The 19796-nt window shown below is 40.8% G+C and carries 13 protein-coding genes; 5 read left to right on the top strand and 8 right to left on the bottom strand.

Annotated elements, in window-relative coordinates; all coding sequences use genetic code 11:
- Positions 1-79 precede the first annotated feature (79 nt).
- A complete protein-coding gene (locus ACTHN6_RS18910) occupies positions 80-1000 on the bottom strand; it encodes a sugar phosphate isomerase/epimerase family protein (RefSeq protein ID WP_440437340.1) in 921 nt (306 codons plus the stop codon).
- A gap of 104 nt (positions 1001-1104) precedes the next feature.
- On the opposite strand from ACTHN6_RS18910, the gene hisB reads away from it, so the two are divergent.
- Complete coding sequence (gene hisB, locus ACTHN6_RS18905) at positions 1105-1680, top strand: histidinol-phosphatase (RefSeq protein WP_440437339.1); 576 nt, start codon at positions 1105-1107, stop codon at positions 1678-1680.
- A gap of 64 nt (positions 1681-1744) precedes the next feature.
- On the opposite strand, the gene ACTHN6_RS18900 is transcribed toward hisB, so the two are convergent.
- Positions 1745-2809, bottom strand: coding sequence for an RluA family pseudouridine synthase (locus ACTHN6_RS18900; RefSeq protein WP_440437338.1), 1065 nt, complete (start codon positions 2807-2809; stop codon positions 1745-1747).
- Between the two features lie 21 nt (positions 2810-2830).
- On the opposite strand from ACTHN6_RS18900, the gene lipB reads away from it, so the two are divergent.
- A complete protein-coding gene (gene lipB / locus ACTHN6_RS18895; protein WP_440437337.1) occupies positions 2831-3505 on the top strand; it encodes a lipoyl(octanoyl) transferase LipB in 675 nt (224 codons plus the stop codon).
- A 275-nt stretch (positions 3506-3780) separates the two neighbouring features.
- Positions 3781-4530 (top strand): hypothetical protein, encoded by a 750-nt coding sequence (locus ACTHN6_RS18890; protein ID WP_440437336.1) that lies wholly within the window; start codon positions 3781-3783, stop codon positions 4528-4530.
- Positions 4531-4647: 117 nt separating this feature from the next.
- Here the strand turns inward: ACTHN6_RS18890 and ACTHN6_RS18885 are convergent, their stop codons facing one another.
- The gene (locus tag ACTHN6_RS18885; RefSeq protein ID WP_440437335.1) at positions 4648-6678 is read right to left on the bottom strand and encodes a DUF5689 domain-containing protein; all 2031 of its coding nucleotides are present in this window, start codon (positions 6676-6678) and stop codon (positions 4648-4650) included.
- A gap of 18 nt (positions 6679-6696) precedes the next feature.
- Positions 6697-9276 (bottom strand): TonB-dependent receptor, encoded by a 2580-nt coding sequence (locus tag ACTHN6_RS18880; RefSeq protein ID WP_440437334.1) that lies wholly within the window; start codon positions 9274-9276, stop codon positions 6697-6699.
- 105 nt (positions 9277-9381) lie between these two features.
- Here ACTHN6_RS18880 and ACTHN6_RS18875 point away from each other — a divergent pair, with 105 nt between their 5' ends.
- On the top strand, positions 9382-10422 hold the full coding sequence (locus tag ACTHN6_RS18875) for an endonuclease/exonuclease/phosphatase family protein (RefSeq protein WP_440437333.1): 1041 nt from the start codon (positions 9382-9384) through the stop codon (positions 10420-10422).
- Positions 10423-10497: 75 nt separating this feature from the next.
- On the opposite strand, the gene rpoC is transcribed toward ACTHN6_RS18875, so the two are convergent.
- The gene (gene rpoC, locus ACTHN6_RS18870) at positions 10498-14793 is read right to left on the bottom strand and encodes a DNA-directed RNA polymerase subunit beta' (protein ID WP_440437332.1); all 4296 of its coding nucleotides are present in this window, start codon (positions 14791-14793) and stop codon (positions 10498-10500) included.
- 354 nt (positions 14794-15147) lie between these two features.
- On the opposite strand from rpoC, the gene ACTHN6_RS18865 reads away from it, so the two are divergent.
- Entirely contained in the window at positions 15148-15387 is a 240-nt protein-coding gene (locus tag ACTHN6_RS18865) for a hypothetical protein (RefSeq protein WP_440437331.1), read from the top strand.
- A 36-nt stretch (positions 15388-15423) separates the two neighbouring features.
- On the opposite strand, the gene ACTHN6_RS18860 is transcribed toward ACTHN6_RS18865, so the two are convergent.
- The 3 genes from ACTHN6_RS18860 to ACTHN6_RS18850 form a co-directional block, all read right to left on the bottom strand.
- Positions 15424-16818 (bottom strand): S41 family peptidase, encoded by a 1395-nt coding sequence (locus tag ACTHN6_RS18860; RefSeq protein WP_440437330.1) that lies wholly within the window; start codon positions 16816-16818, stop codon positions 15424-15426.
- 174 nt (positions 16819-16992) lie between these two features.
- Positions 16993-17808 carry an alpha/beta hydrolase gene (locus ACTHN6_RS18855; protein ID WP_440437329.1) on the bottom strand — a complete coding sequence of 272 codons (816 nt, stop codon included), beginning with the start codon at positions 17806-17808 and terminating at the stop codon, positions 16993-16995.
- Between the two features lie 156 nt (positions 17809-17964).
- Positions 17965-19224: an aminotransferase class I/II-fold pyridoxal phosphate-dependent enzyme gene (locus ACTHN6_RS18850; RefSeq protein ID WP_440437328.1), complete on the bottom strand. Its 1260-nt coding sequence runs from the start codon at positions 19222-19224 to the stop codon at positions 17965-17967.
- Between the last annotated feature and the right edge of the window lie 572 nt (positions 19225-19796).

The raw sequence follows: 19796 nt of genomic DNA, 5'->3' as shown, positions 1-19796 counted from the left end.
AACTCGCCGGGAGAGTGAAATAAAACGCAAAACGCTCCTTTTGAGAGCGCTTTACATTTACATTAATTTGTGTGTTTATTTAATATCCCCATTTCTTCATCATAGCCAGGTCTTCTTTCATGGCATCCAGTGGCGCCTGGCCCTGGTAAGATTCCTGTTCTATAATAAAATGTTTAGTGCCACCGTGTTTTTTACCATAGTCGAGAATTTCCCGCACATTTAAAACGCCTTTGCCAAGTACGGCACTTTCATAAGGCTCGCCGCCCATTTCACCTTTGGCTGCTTTTATCTCATCTTTTACATGCATCGATTGAAAACGGCCGGGATATTTCTTCATTATCTCAATTGCCCTGCCGCCATTGCCATACATGTTGCCAATATCTATCTGCTGGATTACAAGATTTGGATCGGTGTTTTTAATGATAAAATCATATAAATTCCCATCGCCCACTTTTGTAACAATTTCAAAATCGTGATTATGATAACCAAACTTCATATTGTATTTGCCACAAAGCTCTCCGCTCTTGTTAAATATTTCCATCATTTTTTTAAGCTTGTCCATATCTGTTCTCAGTGCTTCATCAAGCCAGGGGCTTATAACATATAACTGGCCCAGTGTGGCGGCGTCTTCCACGGTTTGTTTCCAAACGTCGGTAAAATCATTTTTGGCATTATCCCAATGCGCTGCGGTCATAACCGTGTGGCCGCTGCGCATTTTCAAACCGAGATCATCTAAAAGTTTTTTGAATTCCGGCGCGGTGTATCCATAAAATTTCCTGTTCCTGTAATTGGCGTGTTCTACATATTGGTAACCCATGGCGGCCAGCTGTTTTAAAGTGCCCGACGGGTCTTTGTCCATATCATCCCTCACAGAATACAACTGAACGCCTGTAATATGATCTGCAGCAAAGGCAGACGCAAAAGATTTGGTTTTAGACAATGAAAGTGCTGCCATTGTAAAAGTGCTTTGTTTTATAAAATTCCTTCTTGAATTGTTCATGGTAAATTCGTTAGATGATAAGATTTTTAAAAATAAGCAATGTTTTTATATGCAGGTAAGATTTGTATTTCTGTGATTCTTCAACTTAAAGTATTATTGCAGCCATGGCAAAGAAACTTTTATTTATCGACCGCGATGGTACATTGATCATTGAACCTAAAGGGGGCAATATTGATAGCTGGGATAAACTCCAGTTTTTTCCGCATGTATTTAAATACCTTAACCTGATTGCAACAGAACTGGATTATGAACTGGTAGTCGTAAGCAACCAGGATGGTTTGGGCACGGAATCATTTCCATACAGCCATTTTCAACCGATACAGGATTTTATAATGAAGAGTTTTGAAAATGAAGGCATTAATTTCAGTGCTGTATATTTTGATCCTTCTTTCAAGCATGAAAAATCGCCAAACCGCAAACCGCGCATTGGTTTAATAAAGCATTACCTGGACGATCCCAATTATGATGTGCCCAATTCCTTTGTTATCGGCGACAGGATAACCGATGTTCAGTTAGCAAAAAACATGGGCTGCAAATGCCTTTGGATACATCGCAATGAAGGCCTTGGCATGAAAGAAATAACTGATACGGTTGAAGTATTGCGCGAAACAGCATTGGCGCTTGAAACCACCGGGTGGAAAGATATTTACGAATACCTGAAGCAACTGGATGCAAAATAGTTTACAACCATTTTTATAAATAACAGTTACCGGCAACAAACTATATTGAACACTGTTTGCCGGTTTATTTTTTATTTGTATAGCTTCTCCATTTCTCAATCAGCAGGCGCATGTCATCAGGCAGCGGCGCTTCAAAAAACAATTCCTTATTTGTTTTGGGATGAACGAAACCCAGTGTAGCCGCATGCAGGGCAACACGCGGACAAATTTCAAAACAGTTTTCTACAAACTGTTTGTATTTGGTATAGATTGTTCCTTTTAAAATTTTATCGCCGCCATATTCCTTATCATTAAATAAAGTGTGGCCGATATGTTTCATGTGCACACGTATCTGGTGCGTTCTCCCGGTTTCAAGCCTGCACTCAACTTCAGTTACGTAATTAAACCTTTCTATCACTTTATAATGGGTAATGGCATGCTTACCATGATCGCCTTCAGGATAAGCATCAAACATTTTGCGGTGGCGCAAATGCCTGCCCACATGCGCCACAATAGTACCTTCATCATTTTCTATATTTCCCCAAACCACGGCAGTGTATTTTCTTGAAACCGTATGATTGAAAAACTGTTTGGCAAGATGCGCCGCTGCTTCGGCTGTTTTGGCAAGCACAATCAAGCCGGTTGTATTTTTATCAATGCGGTGAACAAGGCCATACCTTGGTAAATCGTCTTCTGTTATACCCGGTTTTTGTTGCAGCAAATAATAAGCAATACCATTTAATAATGTGCCTGTGTAATTGCCCACACCCGGATGCACAACCATATTTGGCGGCTTGTTTAATACCATTACATCATCATCTTCATACACTATGTTCAAAGGAATATTTTCAGCCTTGACTTCTGTGTATTCGGGGTTTATAAGACTCATTAAAAGAATATGATCGCCTGGCTTTACTTTATAATTACTTTTTACCGGCTTGCCGTTTACAGTTAAAAAAGCTGCGTCAATGGCCTGCTGCACTTTATTACGGCTGGCATTTTCAATACGCTGCTGTACCCATTTGTCAATGCGCAGGGGTTCCTGGCCGGCATCTACTTTAAACGTTTTGCGCTCGTATAATTCTTCTGCGGGTTCTTCTTTTATAATCTCTTCATCCTGGTTCATGGCTGCAAAAATAAGTTGCTTCATCACTTATCGTAATTTTGCGGCATGCGTGAAATTATTTTGCAGGATTTAGGCCGCCGCCCTTATAAGCAAACCTGGGATTACCAGGAGGAATTGCTTCAGCAAAAAATAAAGGCAAAGCAGGAGAATTTAAACCTGCCTGATTATTTACTGTTTGTTGAACATAACCCCGTTTATACATTGGGAAAGAATGGCAAGGAGAAAAACCTGCTCATCAATGACCAGATGCTTGCAGCAAGAGGTATTGAATATTTTCATATAAACAGGGGCGGGGATATTACTTTTCACGGGCCGGAGCAACTTGTAGGTTATCCTGTTTTAGATTTGGATCATTATAAAACTGATCTTGGCTGGTATCTGCGCAGTCTTGAAGAAGTTATTATTTTAACTATTGGCGAATATGGCCTGAAAGGAGAGCGGAGTAAAGGGGAAACCGGCGTTTGGCTTGATGCAGCTACTAAAGGAAAGGAAAGAAAAATTTGTGCAATGGGCATTCGCTGCAGCCGATGGATTACCATGCATGGTTTTGCTTTAAACGTAAATGTCGATCTTAATTACTTCAATTTTATTACACCCTGCGGCATACAAGATAAGCAGGTAACTTCCATGCAAAAAGAACTTGGATATGCCATTGATATGAATGACGTGAAAGAAAAGCTGGTTAAAAACTTTGAACAGGTATTTGATGCCCGCATTTAGCGCAGGCGACAAGCCTTTCACTATAACGCCCTCTTTTTTAAATTTTTGGTGATAAAATATCATTATCAGCTACCGGTCCGACGCTTTCAAGTGGTCAGCTGAGCATAGAATCCTGAAACGTCTGACCCGGTATTCCATTTCCACCTTAATCAAATAGTTCAGCAGTTTTCTATTATTTGTTTAAGTTTTCTTAAAGAAAATAATGATTGTAACATTATACGAAGATAATCGTACGTTTGATGTACGAAAAAATTCGTTAATCAAAACCACACAATATGAAAAAGACATTCCGCCAACTTTTTGGAATAAGATTATTTGTGCTGTCTGCAACAGCATTGCTGCTTTGTTCCTGGGAAAATCCCTGCATGTATAATTACGCCAACAGGAAGATGGCTGAAACCATCAATAAAACCGACACATTGCCTGAGAGCAATGTCAAAGATTTTGATAAAGCAATAGAAGCGCTTAACGAAAACATGGTAAAGCTTAACAAGCATATGAATGAGATAAAGATTGATGTAAATAAAGATATTGCCAAGGCACTTTCCTCTGTGGATTTTAAAGCGATGGAAAAACAGATGAAGGCAAGTTTTGATAAAATTAACTGGGATAAGGTTCAACAAGATGCCAATGTTTCCATGCAAAAAGCGCGGGCAGAAATTGCAAAGGTTGATTTTACCAAGATGCAAAAAGATATGCAGGCATTACAGCAAAAGTTTGATAGCGAAGATTTTAAATCGCAGTTTAATAGTGAAAAATTACAACAGCAAATTGATGCTGCAATGGCCAATGCAAAAGCCGGTATTGAAAACGCAAAAGTAAAGCTGCAGCAAATGAAAGATTTTACTGACGTGCTTGCCGCCGATGGTTTAATTGATAAAAAGAAAGGTTATACCATTGAATGGAAAGACGGCGATTTATATATCAATCATCAAAAACAATCCAAAGATATTGCTGACAAATACCGCAAATATGAAAGCTCCGGTAAAATAAAAATGATGCCGGATGATGCGGAATATTTTTAACCGGTTAGCCCATGAAAGCTGTCTGACCGGAGAGCAAAAAATTGAATGCATATTTCAACTTCATCAAACCGGCTTTGCAGTGCCGATGGAATTTATTCTGATAAGGCTTATCATAATTCAGTTCCATTTTAACTCCACTTCATCTATGCCGGTTGAAGCCCTGCCGCCGCTGCCGGTGGTTGCACTCAGCGTAACAATACGGATCCAAACTTTGGAATTTTTATTATCCAAAGCAGCTCCAAAATTTACCGTTACAGGTGTACTGCTGAAAACTGAACCTGTGGCTATTGATGAAGGAGATGTGGTTACAGGAATGAATGTGTTTGGATTATCTCCAATCGCATAATCAACTTGCCAGATTGTTGTGCGGCCAACGCCATCAGCCAAAGATTGAAGTAAGAAACTCAGGCTGATATTTGTTTTACCGCTTGTATTGTTTATTTCAAAAACAAACGCAACGCCAGGATCAAAACCCGTTGAACCGGTTTGTTTTACACCCAATGCCCGGTTGGCTGAAGCATTTTGGTCTGCAGAACTGCTTGCTGCGTTCAAGCCGGTTGCGCTTGCATAATTTTTAAAACCGGATGATGTATTGCTCCAGGAAGACTGGTTGCCGCTGTAAACCCCATCAGCACCAACGGATGTGGATGAAGAAGCTGCTTTTACAAATACACCTTGTGGTAATCCTGCTGCTATATTATCGAAGTTTAAAGTGAATGGTGAAGCTGTTAGCTCAATGCCATCGGCATCATTGGTACCGCTGCTTGTTGTTACATCGGTGGTATTACGAATGGTAAATTCTTTGGTGTTGCCAAAGAATTTTGCAAAGCCTATCCAGTCACTTTCTTCTGCTGGTAAATTATCATTGGCAAAGCTTGCGGATGCAGAAGTATATAAAGTAATGTTGCCCGAAGCATCGGTTAACGTCCTGCTGCCAGAATAAGTTGTACCGCCGCTTGCTTTTGCATTTACAATTTTGATTAAAGTGTATTCAATATCCGGCAAATTTGAACTGAGCTGCGCAATAGAAAGTTGCTGCGGAATAACAGTTTTACCGGTAGCAACAGGGTCGGGTTTTATAGTGCCCGATGACGTTTTAATTTCAAGTGAGCCGTTATAATTCTGCAACGAATCGCCTGTTACATCCAGTACAATTGAATCGCCGATATTATACGTTATTGTTCCGCCAAAATAAACCGAGATGCCCGTATTGCCATCCTGCAAAACAATATTGCCATTTGCAATATTTTTATTCGCCGCATCAGATATTACAACACCGCCAATTTTATAGGCGCCGAGTTTTATATCATGGCCTTTGTACATGCTCCTGATATCGGCGATAGATGTTTGCACAGCCGGCCCGCCGTTGCAGCGTGTTCCGTTAAATTGTACATCGCTTGTATCGCGTATAAGAATTTGTTTGCTTGTATTGTAAATGGAATAAATGCAGGTAATGCTTCCGTTACCATTAGGCACATTTGCGCCTGCAAAATTTGCAAAGCCACTGTTGCGGAGTGTGATGGTTTTGTTTGCGCAATTCTTCAATATAAAATTTACTGTATTCTGAGAAGCCGAAGTGTCAGCATACGTTTTGCTGGTATCTGCTTCGCTGAATTCCATATTTGTTAATTGGATCAGCATGTTTTGATAGCCGTCATTTAAATCGCTTACATCAACAATTTTTGGCAATACAGGAACATTATTCACCCCTTTAATTACATATTGATTTTTCAATGAGGCTGCAATGGCATTAATATTATTGTTTGCATCTTTATCGGCGCCAATTGCAATCAACCTGTTATCATCATATAATATCAAACCATTTAATTTTATAAAAACATTTCTGCCTACCGGGTAAGACGTATATAAATTATAATCGTCAATATTTATGGCAATGCCTGCGGTAGAATCTTCAATAATTATCTGTTTATAAAAATTGCCCGATGAGTCGTTGGCAATAACAATGCCTTCAATTATATCATCTGTTGAAATGGTTTCATAACTGCCCGTTGTGTGCATGGCTTTTAATTGCGCAATAGTTAATGTTGGTGTGAGGTTTGGCGCTGCGTAAGCCGGCGGCTCGTCAAATTTTTTGTTGCAGGAAATAATTGCAAATGCCGTGCAGATGAGTAAGGTTGATGTTTTCATATAAGAGTTTTGGTGATTTTAAAAACGTAAGGCAATACTTGCGAAATAATTCAATCCGTAAGCGTAATAATATTTGGGCAAAAATTTATTAATGTCGGATGTGGAATAATCATAGCGCAATTGTTCATAGCCGCCTGAAATAATATTTTTGTTATTGAGAATATTGCTGATGCCGGCATACATAGCCAGATACACAGGTTTCTTTCGAAAACCCGATCCGATATATGCATGCGGAATGCGCCATGAATAGCCGGCGAATACATCAATGGTGTATTGTGCATCTAATTGTTGCTGGTCAATCACTTCATGAAACAGATCGCTTTTTGCATCAAGATTTTCAGTAGCCAGCGCAGTTCTTCGCAGCGGGTTAAAATCAAGCCATATATAATCAAAATAATTACCGGTTAAACTTATCATCCAGAATTTAGGTGAACGGTAAGTGATAGTAAAACTATAAGCTTCTTGCGGTGTTGAGGGAATGCGGTAATTGTTTGCATAAACTGTTTCTTTATTTAATATAGTTGCCGTATTATCAACTATTGTAATGGCCTGCTGGCGGCTGTTATAATAATATCTTCCAACAGCAGCGGCGCCGCTGATTGTTATGTTGCGGGCTACATTCGCCTCAAAACCAAACTCACTTCCAAAATATAATTTATCAATATTGCTTAAAGCATAGTTTACAAAATCCTGGTATTCGTCGTGATAAAAAGTAAGCATATTAAATGCGTGTTTCATTTGCGTGTAGTAACCAATTAAATGAATTTTAAACCTGGGTGCATTTAAAATATAACCTCCTTCCAGTGTTTGAATGGCTTCACTTCGCAGACTGTCCTGAGTGAAATCTCTTGTACGCGGAGATATATAGGCATCTTCAAAATAAGGGGCACGGGTAAGTATTGCACCGCTTATATACAAATAATTCCTGCCGTTTATTTTATAGGTGATGCCTCCTTTTACAGCATAGTTATAAAAAACATTGGGTGAGGATTTTCCGTAAGAATTATCGGGAAATAACCCATTCCTTACATTGCCAATCCTTTTGAAAACTGTTTGCGAACCTTCGCCGGCAATAAAAAAATCTATATGCGGAAACCTGAATACAAACTGTGACCATGCCGTTGCTTTATCAATCTTTATATTATAATTATAACCGTATTTATCACCTGTTTTTACAATGCGGTTGGGATGGTCCAAATCATTCTGATAGGCATTGTTATCTGTTGAAAATTCCCTTTGCGCAAACTGGTTTATATTGACCCAAAAACTGCCACCTAATAAATCTTTTATGCGCTGGAAATAATTATTATTGGTTGACTGGTAATTTTCACCGGCAGTAAAATCAATATGATTACTCAGGCTTGAATTTAAAACCGTATTAAAGATGAAGCGTTTACTGTTTGTTACTCTTTCGCCTTGTATGTAATAAGAACGGTTGCCGGTTACCGTGTTGCCTTCAATACCATTTGCATTATTAATAGTTGCCGTATTATAACGGTTGGTGTTATATAAATTATCCCAGTTTATTTGCCTTGCTGCTTCATTATTTTCCAGGTTAGTATAGATTAATTGTTGCTGATGAAGATCACTGTTATAATAGGAAGGCAGGTAACGATAATAATCAGGCCGCGGGTCTGGTGCATTATACCAGTCAAGCGCTGAATAAGAACGTTCTCCCAAAATATAGCTCATCGATGTAGTGAGATTGGTTTTATTGCTGATGCGAAAATCGTGTGTAAGCAGTATTACAGGCTGGTTTGTTTTGCTGATATTAGCATTTCTTTTTTTGCCGTTTTGATAACCCCACGATGGATTATAATAATGCGTTCCGGCAATATCCATTATCTCCTGTGTGGAAGCGCTTTGCCTGCCGCTTTCTGCCGGTGCATTAAATGCTATAAAAGATAATATTTGTTTTTGCCCCAGCTTTTTATCAATTGCAATAAACCAGCTATAGCCATTAAAATAAGTACCTGGCACATAACCTTCATCAGCATAACGCCAACTTCCGGAAACGGTAAACGCCCAACCTTTTTTATTGATGCCGGTACTGTGTGTGAAAATAATGCGGTGATTATAACTTCTGTTTGATAAAGCGTAACCAATGCTGGTTTGCCGTCTCTGTTTGCCGGCACGCACATCAATATTGGTTGAGTTACCAATATCGCCAAAAGCAAACGTATTATAACGAATACCAAAGTTGATGTCGCGGTTGCGGAATATGTCATTCAAACCGCCCCATAAGCCAAAAGGCGTATAACCATTGTCAAGGTTATCCATTGGAATGCCATTAATGTAAGTGGCCGAATTATCTGCATTGTACCCACGGATGCGAAATCTTGCCACGCTGAAATTAAATGTGGCTGCATTATAAAACGGGTCGCGGCCTGCGGTTAATAAAGAAGATATATTTTGTGCACCTGCATCTCCCAGCTCATTATCATCGAGCGTAATGATAGGAATGTTATCAGCAATATCGGCTTTCAATTGTTGTAGGGTAGTTGAGTCTGCGGAAGGAATTGAATCAGCAATAGTTTGTTGTGCAAAAACATAAAAAGGAATGTTCAGGAGGGTGGCGGTTAAAAGGTTGCGAAGCATAAGGTAAAGATTAAGGGTATTCAAATCTAAGATATATTTTTTCAATTTCAATACAGTTATTTAAATTGCTGTTACCGTACGCCATGAAATCTAAACACCTTAAAAATGAAAACTGTCTTACTGCTGCTTATTGCAATCCTTGTTTTTAAAATCATTGATGCTCAAAGCCAGCATTATAAGCCTGCCGTTATAGCTTTCTATAACCTGGAAAATTTTTTTGATACCATCAATAATCCCAACATAAATGATGAAGATTTTTTGCCGGGTGGCATAAAGAATTATAACAGCAAGGTTTACCAGGCAAAGGTGCTGCGCCTGGCCACGGTTGTTTCGCAAATAGGAACAGATATCAATCCAGATGGTTTTGCTTTTATAGGCGTTGCAGAAATAGAAAATGATACGGTGTTAAACGATCTTATTCATCATCCTTTGCTAAAAGACCGTAATTATAGTATGGTGCATTATGATTCAAGGGATATTCGTGGCGTTGATGTTGCGCTTATTTATAATCCAAAATACTTTACTGTGCTTAACAGCAGGAAGTTGTTTGTGCCTTTGCCGGAAGGTGCCAAGACAAGCGCTTATACACGGGATATTTTATGGGTGAAAGGTGTTTTAAATGGAGACACGATTTATGTGTTTGTTAATCACTGGCCAAGCAGGGTAGGGGGCGAGCAGCGCAGCGCACCGGGTCGTTTTGCAGCAGCACGGGTTGACAGGAATTTTATTGATTCGATTGAAAAATATAAACCCGGCGCAAAGATTATCGTTATGGGGGATTTAAATGATGATCCAATAAATGAAAGCATTACAAAAATATTGGGCGCAAAAGGAAAAATAACAGATGTAAAACCCGGAGGCTTATATAATCCCTGGGTTGATTTATACAAAAAAGGAATTGGTACGCTGGCTTACCAGGATGCGTGGGGCTTATTTGACCAGATCATTATAAGCTATGCCTGGCTTGATAAAAATCAACAAGGTTATTTCTTTTTTCAGCCGCATATTTTTAATAAAGAATTTATGGTTGAAAATACAGGCAAATACAAGGGTTATCCCATGCGCACGTGGGATGGTAATGTTTTTCGTGGCGGTTACAGCGATCATTTTCCCACCTATATTGTTTTGCTGAAGAAAGCGCAGTAATGCTGGCATTGATGGCTATAAAATAAAAAAGCAGGAAACTTTCGCTTCCTGCTTTTAATTTATTGCTTTGAACAATTATTCTTCTTCATCGAAATTCATTGCTTCGCGTGTTGTGGTGAGCAATTCATATTCTTCCTTGCTTCCTACAATCATATTTTCAAACTCGCGTAAACCACTGCCCGCAGGAATTAAGTGACCGGTAATTACATTCTCTTTCAATCCAAGCATATCATCGCTCTTGCCATTGATGGCTGCAGAACTTAATACTTTGGTTGTTTCCTGGAATGATGCGGCTGATATCCAGCTTTGCACGCCAAGAGAAGCTTTCGTAATACCAAGAAGAACCGGCCTTGCAGTTGCGGGTTCGGCATCCCTTACATCCACCAGTTTCTTATCTGAACGGCGCAAAACAGAGTTTTCTTCCCTTAACTCACGCAGCGAGATAATCTGGCCTGAACGAAGTTTAGTGCTTTCACCTGCATCGGTAACCACTTTCTTTTCAAAGAGGCGGTCATTTTCTTCAATAAAGTCGAACCTGTCTTCTAAGTCTTCTTCCAGGAATTTGCTGTCGCCTGCATCTACAATTTCAATTTTCTTCATCATCTGGCGAACGATAACTTCAATGTGTTTGTCGTTAATACGTACACCCTGAAGGCGGTAAACTTCCTGTATTTCATTTACTACATATTCCTGAACTGCAAAGGGCCCTTTGATGGCAAGAATATCAGCAGGTGCAATTTGTCCGTCACTCATCGGCGTTCCCGCTTTTACAAAGTCGCCGTCCTGTACCAAAATTTGCCTTGTGAGTGGAACGAGGTATTTTTTAATGATGCCATCTCTTGCTTCAACAATGATCTCACGGTTACCGCGTTTTACATTACCAAAGGCAACCACCCCATCAATTTCAGAAACAATGGCAGGGTTGCTCGGGTTTCTGGCTTCGAACAATTCTGTTACACGTGGAAGACCCCCTGTGATATCGCCTGATTTACGAAGCGTTCTCGGAATTTTTACGATTACATCACCAGCCGCTACAGCATCGCCTTCTTCAAGAATCAGACGGCTGCCGACAGGAAGGTTATATGATTTTGTATCCTTTGCACCTTCAACCATTATTGAAGGTATTTTGGTTTTATCTTTTGTTTCTATAACCACTTTATCGCGGTGGCCTGTTTGTTCATCGGCTTCTTCGCGGTAAGTGATGCCTTCCAGTACATTTTCAAATTTAACAGTACCCGGTATTTCGGCTACAACAACGTTATTGAACGGATCCCATGTGCAAATGGTATCGCCTTTCTTTACTTCCTGCCCGTCTTTTACTGCGAGCACAGAACCGTAAGGAATATTATTGGTAATAAGCAGGCGGTCGTTTTTCATATCCATGATACGAACCTCACCCGTACGGCCAATTACAACCTGTATTTTATTGCCTTCGTTGTTTACCGCCTGAACACTCCGTAAACCATCAAAATGAATGGTACCATCAAATTTTGCGGTTAATGCAGATTCAATGGAAGCGCCACCCGCAACACCACCTACGTGGAAGGTACGTAGTGTAAGCTGTGTACCCGGCTCACCAATTGACTGTGCTGCGATAATGCCTACTGCATCGCCGCGCTGCGCCAGGTAACCGGTAGCAAGGTTTTTACCATAACATTTTACACATACGCCGCGTTTGCTTTCGCAGGTTAATACCGAACGTATTTCAACACTTTCAATACCTGATTCATCAATGCGTTTAGCAACTTCCGGAGAAATTTCTTCGCCTGCATTAATAATCAATTCATCCGTATGTGGATCATATACATCATGCAATGAAGTACGGCCCTGTATGCGGTCGCCCAAAGATTCAATTATTTCTTCATTATCTTTTAATGCTGATGTGGCAATGCCGCGCAATGTGCCGCAATCTTCTTCAGATATAACAACATCCTGTGCCACGTCCACCAAACGACGGGTTAAATAACCGGCATCTGCTGTTTTGAGGGCTGTATCGGCCAAACCTTTACGGGCACCGTGTGTTGAGATAAAGTAATCCAATACATTTAACCCGCCTTTAAAGTTGGAAAGAATCGGGTTTTCAATTACTTCAGAACCACTTGAACCGCTCTTTCTTGGTTTTGCCATCAATCCGCGGATACCTACAAGTTGTTTTACCTGTGTTTTAGAACCACGGGCGCCGGAATCAAGCATCATATAAACTGAGTTGAAACCGTGTTTATCTTTTGCCATTTCCTGGATCAATGATTCGGTAATGCGCATATCCACGCGGCCCCAAATATCAATAACCTGGTTATACCTTTCGTTATTGGTGATAAGGCCCATGTTATAGCTTTCACGGATGTCTTCCACTTCAGATTTTGCGTTTTCGATCATTTCGCTTCTTACATCAGGAACAATTAAATCGTTTACGCTAAAGCTTAAACCACCGCGGAAGGCCATGCGGAAACCAAGGGTTTTAATATCATCAAGAAATTTGGCTGATTTTGGAACATCTGTTATTTTGATGATATCGCCAATAATTTCACGAAGGTTCTTCTTGGTAAGTAATGCATTAATGTAACCAACCTCTTTTGGAACGAATTGGTTAAACATTACACGGCCAACAGTTGTTTCAATTAATTTTTTAACTATATCGCCATTCTTTTCACGCACTTCTGTACGCACTTTAATATGTGCATGGAGGTCAACCTTGCCTTCATTGTAGGCGATCATTACTTCTTCAAGGCTGTAAAAAGCTTTGCCTTCCCCTTTTACGGGTTCTTCAGGCGTACTTTTTTTGCCCTTTGTAATATAGTAAAGACCTAATACCATGTCCTGTGAAGGAAGGGTGATTGGCGTACCGTTCTGCGGGTTAAGAATATTGTGCGAAGACAACATTAATAACTGTGCTTCCAGGATGGCAGCATTGCTTAACGGAACGTGCACCGCCATCTGGTCACCGTCAAAGTCAGCGTTGAACGCTGTAGTTACCAACGGGTGCAATTGTATGGCTTTACCTTCTACCAGTTTAGGCTGGAATGCCTGGATGGAAAGACGGTGAAGCGTAGGGGCGCGGTTAAGCATAACCGGGTGCCCTTTTAATATATTTTCAAGAATATCCCAAACAACAGCATCTTTTCTGTCAACTAATTTCTTGGCAGATTTTACTGTTTTTACAATACCCCTTTCAATTAATTTTCTGATGATAAACGGCTTGAATAATTCCGCAGCCATATCTTTTGGCAAACCGCACTCGTGCATTTTCAGCTCGGGGCCCACCACGATTACAGAACGGCCGGAATAGTCAACACGTTTACCTAAAAGGTTCTGGCGGAAACGGCCCTGTTTACCTTTAAGCACATCGCTTAAAGATTTTAAGGCACGGCCACCTTCAGCCTTAACCGCGTTTGATTTACGGCTGTTATCAAACAAGCTGTCAACCGCTTCCTGCAGCATACGTTTTTCATTACGTAAGATTACTTCAGGCGCTTTAATTTCCAATAAGCGTTTTAAACGGTTGTTACGGATAATTACACGGCGGTAAAGATCATTCAGGTCAGAAGATGCAAAACGGCCGCCATCCAAAGGAACCAGCGGGCGTAATTCCGGCGGAATAACCGGTATATATTGCATTACCATCCATTCCGGATGATTGCTGATTCTTGTGCTGGCATCGCGGAAAGCTTCCACTACGCTTAAGCGTTTTAACGCATCTGCTTTACGCTGCTGGGAAGTTTCGTTAGCGGCTGCATTACGCAAATTATAGCTAAGATCATCCAACTGAATGCGCGCCAATAAATCATGCACCGCTTCTGCACCCATTTTGGCAATAAATTTCTGCGGGTCTTCATCCGGCAGGTATTGATTATCTTTTGGAAGATTATCAATTATATCCAGGTATTCTTCTTCCGTTAAAAGATCGCCGGTTTGCAAACCTTTGTCTTCACGAATACCTGGCTGAATAACTGCATATCTTTCATAATATACAATTGTTTCCAGCTTTTTAGAGCTTACGCCCAATAAATAACCGATTTTGTTGGGAAGGCTTTTAAAGTACCAGATGTGCACTACCGGTACCACCAGTTTAATATGCCCCATTCTTTCACGGCGAACCTTTTTTTCAGTTACCTCTACACCGCAACGGTCGCAAACAATGCCTTTGTACCTGATTCTTTTATACTTGCCGCAGGCGCACTCGTAATCTTTTACAGGTCCGAAAATGCGCTCGCAAAACAAACCATCGCGCTCTGGTTTGTACGTGCGGTAATTGATAGTCTCAGGTTTTAAAACTTCACCAAAGCTGCGTTCCAAAATACTATCGGGAGAGGCAAGACCAATAGTTATTTTAGAAAAATTGGCTTTAGGACGATTTTCTTTTTTGATAGCCATATTGAAATTTCAATTTTTCTGATGATTTGTTTTTTGGTTACCGGCTTTGGTATTTCATGGCATCACGGTTGTGTCACTCCCTTGAGCAACATAATTTTATTCAGCTATTGCCAAATAACAATTAATAATTTGTGATGATGTAAAAATGAAAGGCGAAAGGCGGTTAATGCTCCAAAAAACATAAGTCGGCAAAGGTAATATAATTTGCCAGAAAAATTTGTTTTTGTTGCAAAAGCTTCTTAAAATTTAGGCCAAAAGTAATTTTATTGTTTTTTAGGGATTAGAAACCTGGTATAAGCATTGTTAAAAGTGACTATTTATTTTACTTTATTATGGTAACAAAGTCTTAAAAACATGAATAGAATACTTTTACCTTTTGCAATGCTTCTGTTTTCCGCAACTATGGTAACCGGCCAAACCGCTCAGAAAAAAATGAGCCCATTACAGAGAGAGCAGGCCGCTAAAGCCGATGTCTATATCACTAACTTAAAAAAGAAGATTTCAGACAGCACTCAATTTGTTATGAAAGACACCGCCACTATTGCCATCAAGCAAGAACGGAAATGCTGGTTTAAAAATAAAAAAAGCTCCTGACACAGGAGCTTTTTTATGCAGTCACAAATATACTTACTAACGGAATTTCTCTTTGGCTACAGCGCCTGTAAATGCCGTTCTCGACTGGATTTTCTTATTAATTGCCCTTACATTTTTACTAACAACCGAATTGGATATATTGCCTGGCCCATTATCAGCATAACCAAATATTCCTGTTTGAATATAAGTAAGCACGGAATGCAGGCAGTTCTCTTCTGTATCCCCCCAATCTTTATCAAGCCCGTCCCAGGTGGGATGATCTATGGTAAAACCATCAAAATAATTACCATAACCATCTTTATTCACCGTTTTAAATGAAATAGGGAAAGTGTACCAATCGCCCACAGGAATCGGGAAGAAACCTACCGGCTTTCCATTGGTATTATACGCCGGGCCCACCAACTTTTCCTCTACAAATGGCTTCAAAGCATTTATTAACAACTCACTGGCCGATGCCGTATTATCTGAAACAATAAAATAAATCTTACCAGCATTTACCGTTCCGAGCTTTTTATACAATGCTGTCGTATTATAATTAGTATAATTGGCATTAAAGGTTTCTGTGTACATTACCTGGTTGTTGCTGGCCACAGGTGCCAGGTAGTTGGCCAGTTTTTCAGCCATGCTTACATAACCACCGCCATTATAACGCAGGTCAACGATCACCTCACTTACATTTTTAGACTGGAAATTGCTGAAAATGCGGGCAAACTCCGTATAAATAGCCGTTGTATCGCCCAGGAAAGAATTGAGCGCCAGGTAACCCACCTGTTTCCCGTTCACGGTGTACACAGAATCTGCAAATATGGGGTGCGTTTGATAAGTACCCGCATGCAATGTAATCGCTGTTTCACTGCCATCGGGTTTTTTAAAAGTAAAGCTGGTGCTTTCACTATAAAATACAGCATCCACTATACGGTTTATAGTAGCCTCGCTTGTGTCAATCTGCGAATTGCCGTTTATTTTTATTATCTGCCAGCCTCTTTTTATGCCGGCCATTCCTGAAGGCGATGCAATTTCAGCAAATTTCACCCGCAGGTCTGTTGGCGTATTAAAGAATATGCTCATGCCAAAATCTTCTGCCACGCCGGTGCTCACATTGTCCCATTCATCCTGTTTTACGGCAAAACTGAAACGGTCAACCGGGTCGGCAAAGCCTGTTTCATGGCTGAACTGGCGAATGGCGATCATTTCATCCTCTGGGCTTTCGTAAGAACGGGCATCAAAACTTGCAGGTATCTGGGTATTCCATAAATACACATCCTGGCAAATAAGCAATACGGTATCTTTTATAAGATCGTCTGCCGAAGGCGTTTGAGAACCGGTAGAATCACCAGGCGGGGTTGTAACAGTATCATCAATACCTTTTTGGCACGATGCAAAAAACAATATTGTTATTGCAAACAAGGCAGCACTGGAGATTTTTCTCATATAAAATGGATATTAAATTGGTAGAACGTAAAATGCAGTTTTGTAATTTCAAATATAAGCACAAACTTATTCCGGAATATCGCCATAAAATTAAGCAGATAACTATCTGATTCAGGGTTTAACGGCCGATTGACAAAATTATTTTGCTGAGGGTTGGGCGGTAATAATAAATACCTATTGTTTAGGCCAGGCCCACTCCAAAAAATCAGGGAAAGCCCTGGCCCAGGTAGGCACATCGTGATGGCCGTCTTCCAGTTCAAGGTATTTTACCGAATCGTTTGTATAACCCTTTTTACCTAACTCCGCAATCAGGTCGAGCGTATCGTCAATGGAATCAATAATGCCGTTTTTATTGCGGTCGGCAATTTCATCCAAAGCCCCGCATTCAAAAAAGAATTTCAGCCAGGGATAATAACCACCTGCTTTTACCAGCCTGTGCATAATGCGGTGCCGGTCATCATCATACCCTTCATTGTATCCTTTGCTGCGCCACCACAGCGAACCGCTGAAAACACCCACATTGGCAAATTCTTCCGGATGGTTCCATACAATATCCAACGCGCTCAATCCGCCCAGCGAAAAACCGGCAAAAGATTTTTGTTTAAACTCCGGCACATTGTACGTTTTGCGTATAAGCGGCAGCAATTCGGTAAAAATAAAATCAGTATAAGCCCCGGCCTTTGCGCCGCGGCCTTTATAATCCGGCTGGCCGGCAACGCCGTATTCCATTTTACGGTTTTCGCCGCAATGAATGCCAATGCACAGCACCGGTGCTATCTTATTTTCCAGCAGTAAATCATTAAGAATATCTTCAAAAGGCATGTTGGGCAAATCCTGCCCGTCGTTTATCAGCAGCAGGCTCATATGCTCCGGCTTGGCCACATTGGTGGGAAGATAAGCGTCAATAATAACCGCTCTTTCCAGCAATTTTGAGTTGATTACGGAACGCTCAATAAGAATGTTAGTTAATGTGGTTTTGCTGCTCTCCATAAAATTCAAATATAAAGGAATGGTTTGCTCATTTAAAAATCAGGTAATCCACCGGCAATAAAAAGAGGCCATCGCGGCCTCTTTCGTATATAACAATTTTAATTAATCTTCCGCATGTACGCTTAACTCACCATTCACTGTGCACTCGCAAATAACTCATCTTGCTTCCGCCATCTGCACAATATCTTCCACTTTATAAGCGCCGGCATCCAGTTTCTGTTTTGTTTCGCTGAAGGCCGTTAATGTAGCTTCAATATCTTCATCCGTATGCGCCGCAGTAGGAATTAAGCGGTAAATAATATGCCCTTTCGGGATAACAGGGTACACAACGATCGAACAAAATATGCCGTAGTTTTCCCTTAGGTCGGTAACCATGGCCGTTGCTTCGGGAATGCCGCCTTTCATATACACCGGCGTAACCACCGAATCGGTTTTGCCAATATCAAACCCTCTTTCTTTTAAACCATTCTGGAGCTTCAATGCATTTTTCCACAGTTTTGCTTTTAGTTCCGGCATAGAGCGCAGCATGTCCAGCCTTTTTAAATTGCCTATTACGTAAGGCATGGGCAGGCTCTTGGCAAATATCTGCGAGCGGATGTTATAGCGTATATAATCTATAATTTCTGCAGGCCCGGCCATAAAGGCGCCAATGGAAGCCATTGATTTGGCAAAAGTGGAGAAGTAAAGGTCAATACCATCCTGACAGCCCTGTTCTTCACCCGCGCCAGCGCCGGTTTTGCCCAGCGTACCAAAGCCATGCGCATCATCCACCAGTAACCTGAACTGGTATTTATCTTTCAAAGCCACAATTTCTTTCAGTTTTCCCTGGTCGCCGGCCATGCCAAACACGCCTTCGGTAATCACTAAAATGCCGCCCTGCTTTTGTTTTTCTACCAGGGCCACGGCGCGCTGTAATTGCTTTTCGCAATCTTCCACATCGTTATGGCGATACACATAACGGTGCCCCGGGTGCAGGCGCAGGCCATCAATAATACAGGCATGCGATTCCGCATCGTACACCACCACATCATGCCGGCCGCAAAGCGTATCAATGGCGCTCATAATGCCCTGGTAGCCGTAGTTTAACAGAATAGCGTCTTCTTTATGTTCAAATGCAGCCAGTTCTCTTTCAAGCTGTTCATGGTAAATGCTGTTGCCGCTCATCATACGGGCGCCCATAGGGTAGGCGAGGCCAAAATTTGCCGTAGCTTCGGTATCTGCTTTGCGTATTTCTGGATGATTAGCCAGTCCCAAATAATTGTTTAAGCTCCAAACCACCACTTCTTTACCGCGAAACTGCATGCGGTTGCCAATGTCGCCTTCAAGTTTAGGAAAAGTATAATATCCGTGGGAACGTTGGCGATGCTCGCCGATAGGGCCGTAATTCTTAATAAGCCTTTCAAATATATCTGCCATTATAAACTGTTTTCAATTTTGTGATGATAGCAAGAGTGGAAAAAAACCGTGCAAATTTAATGGATTGAAATTTATATGCTTTTAAACTGTTGCACAACACGTGCATAAAGTGCGAAAAATGTGCTTATTAGCAGTGCGGAGTTATCTAATTAAAATTGATTAGGCATATCGGTCAGGCGCTTATGGAACTGTTTAATCTATTATTACCACTTAAAAAGCGTCTGACCCTTCGCACGTCATTTCGACGACAGGAGAAATCTCTTAAAATTTAGAGGGTTTAAGATGTTTATTTTGAACAACGTTAAACTCCAGAGATTTCTCAGTCGCATGAATGATTTATTTAAAAGACAATCATGCAGCAATGCTCCTTCGAAATGACGGGCCGCTGGATAATCTGCATTACCAACATTAAAGCTGACCGCCAAACACAAACCCCTTCGCACGTCATTTCGAGACAGGAGAAATCTCTGGGAATTTAGAGGGTTTGAGATGTTTATTTTGAGCAACGTTAAACTCCAGAGATTTCTCAGTCGCATGCATGATGCGTTAAAATAAAAACATGCTACTATGCT

Source organism: Parafilimonas sp. (assembly GCF_051953455.1).
In the GTDB taxonomy this organism is placed as follows: domain Bacteria; phylum Bacteroidota; class Bacteroidia; order Chitinophagales; family Chitinophagaceae; genus Parafilimonas.
This window is presented reverse-complemented; position numbering and strand designations above follow the sequence as displayed.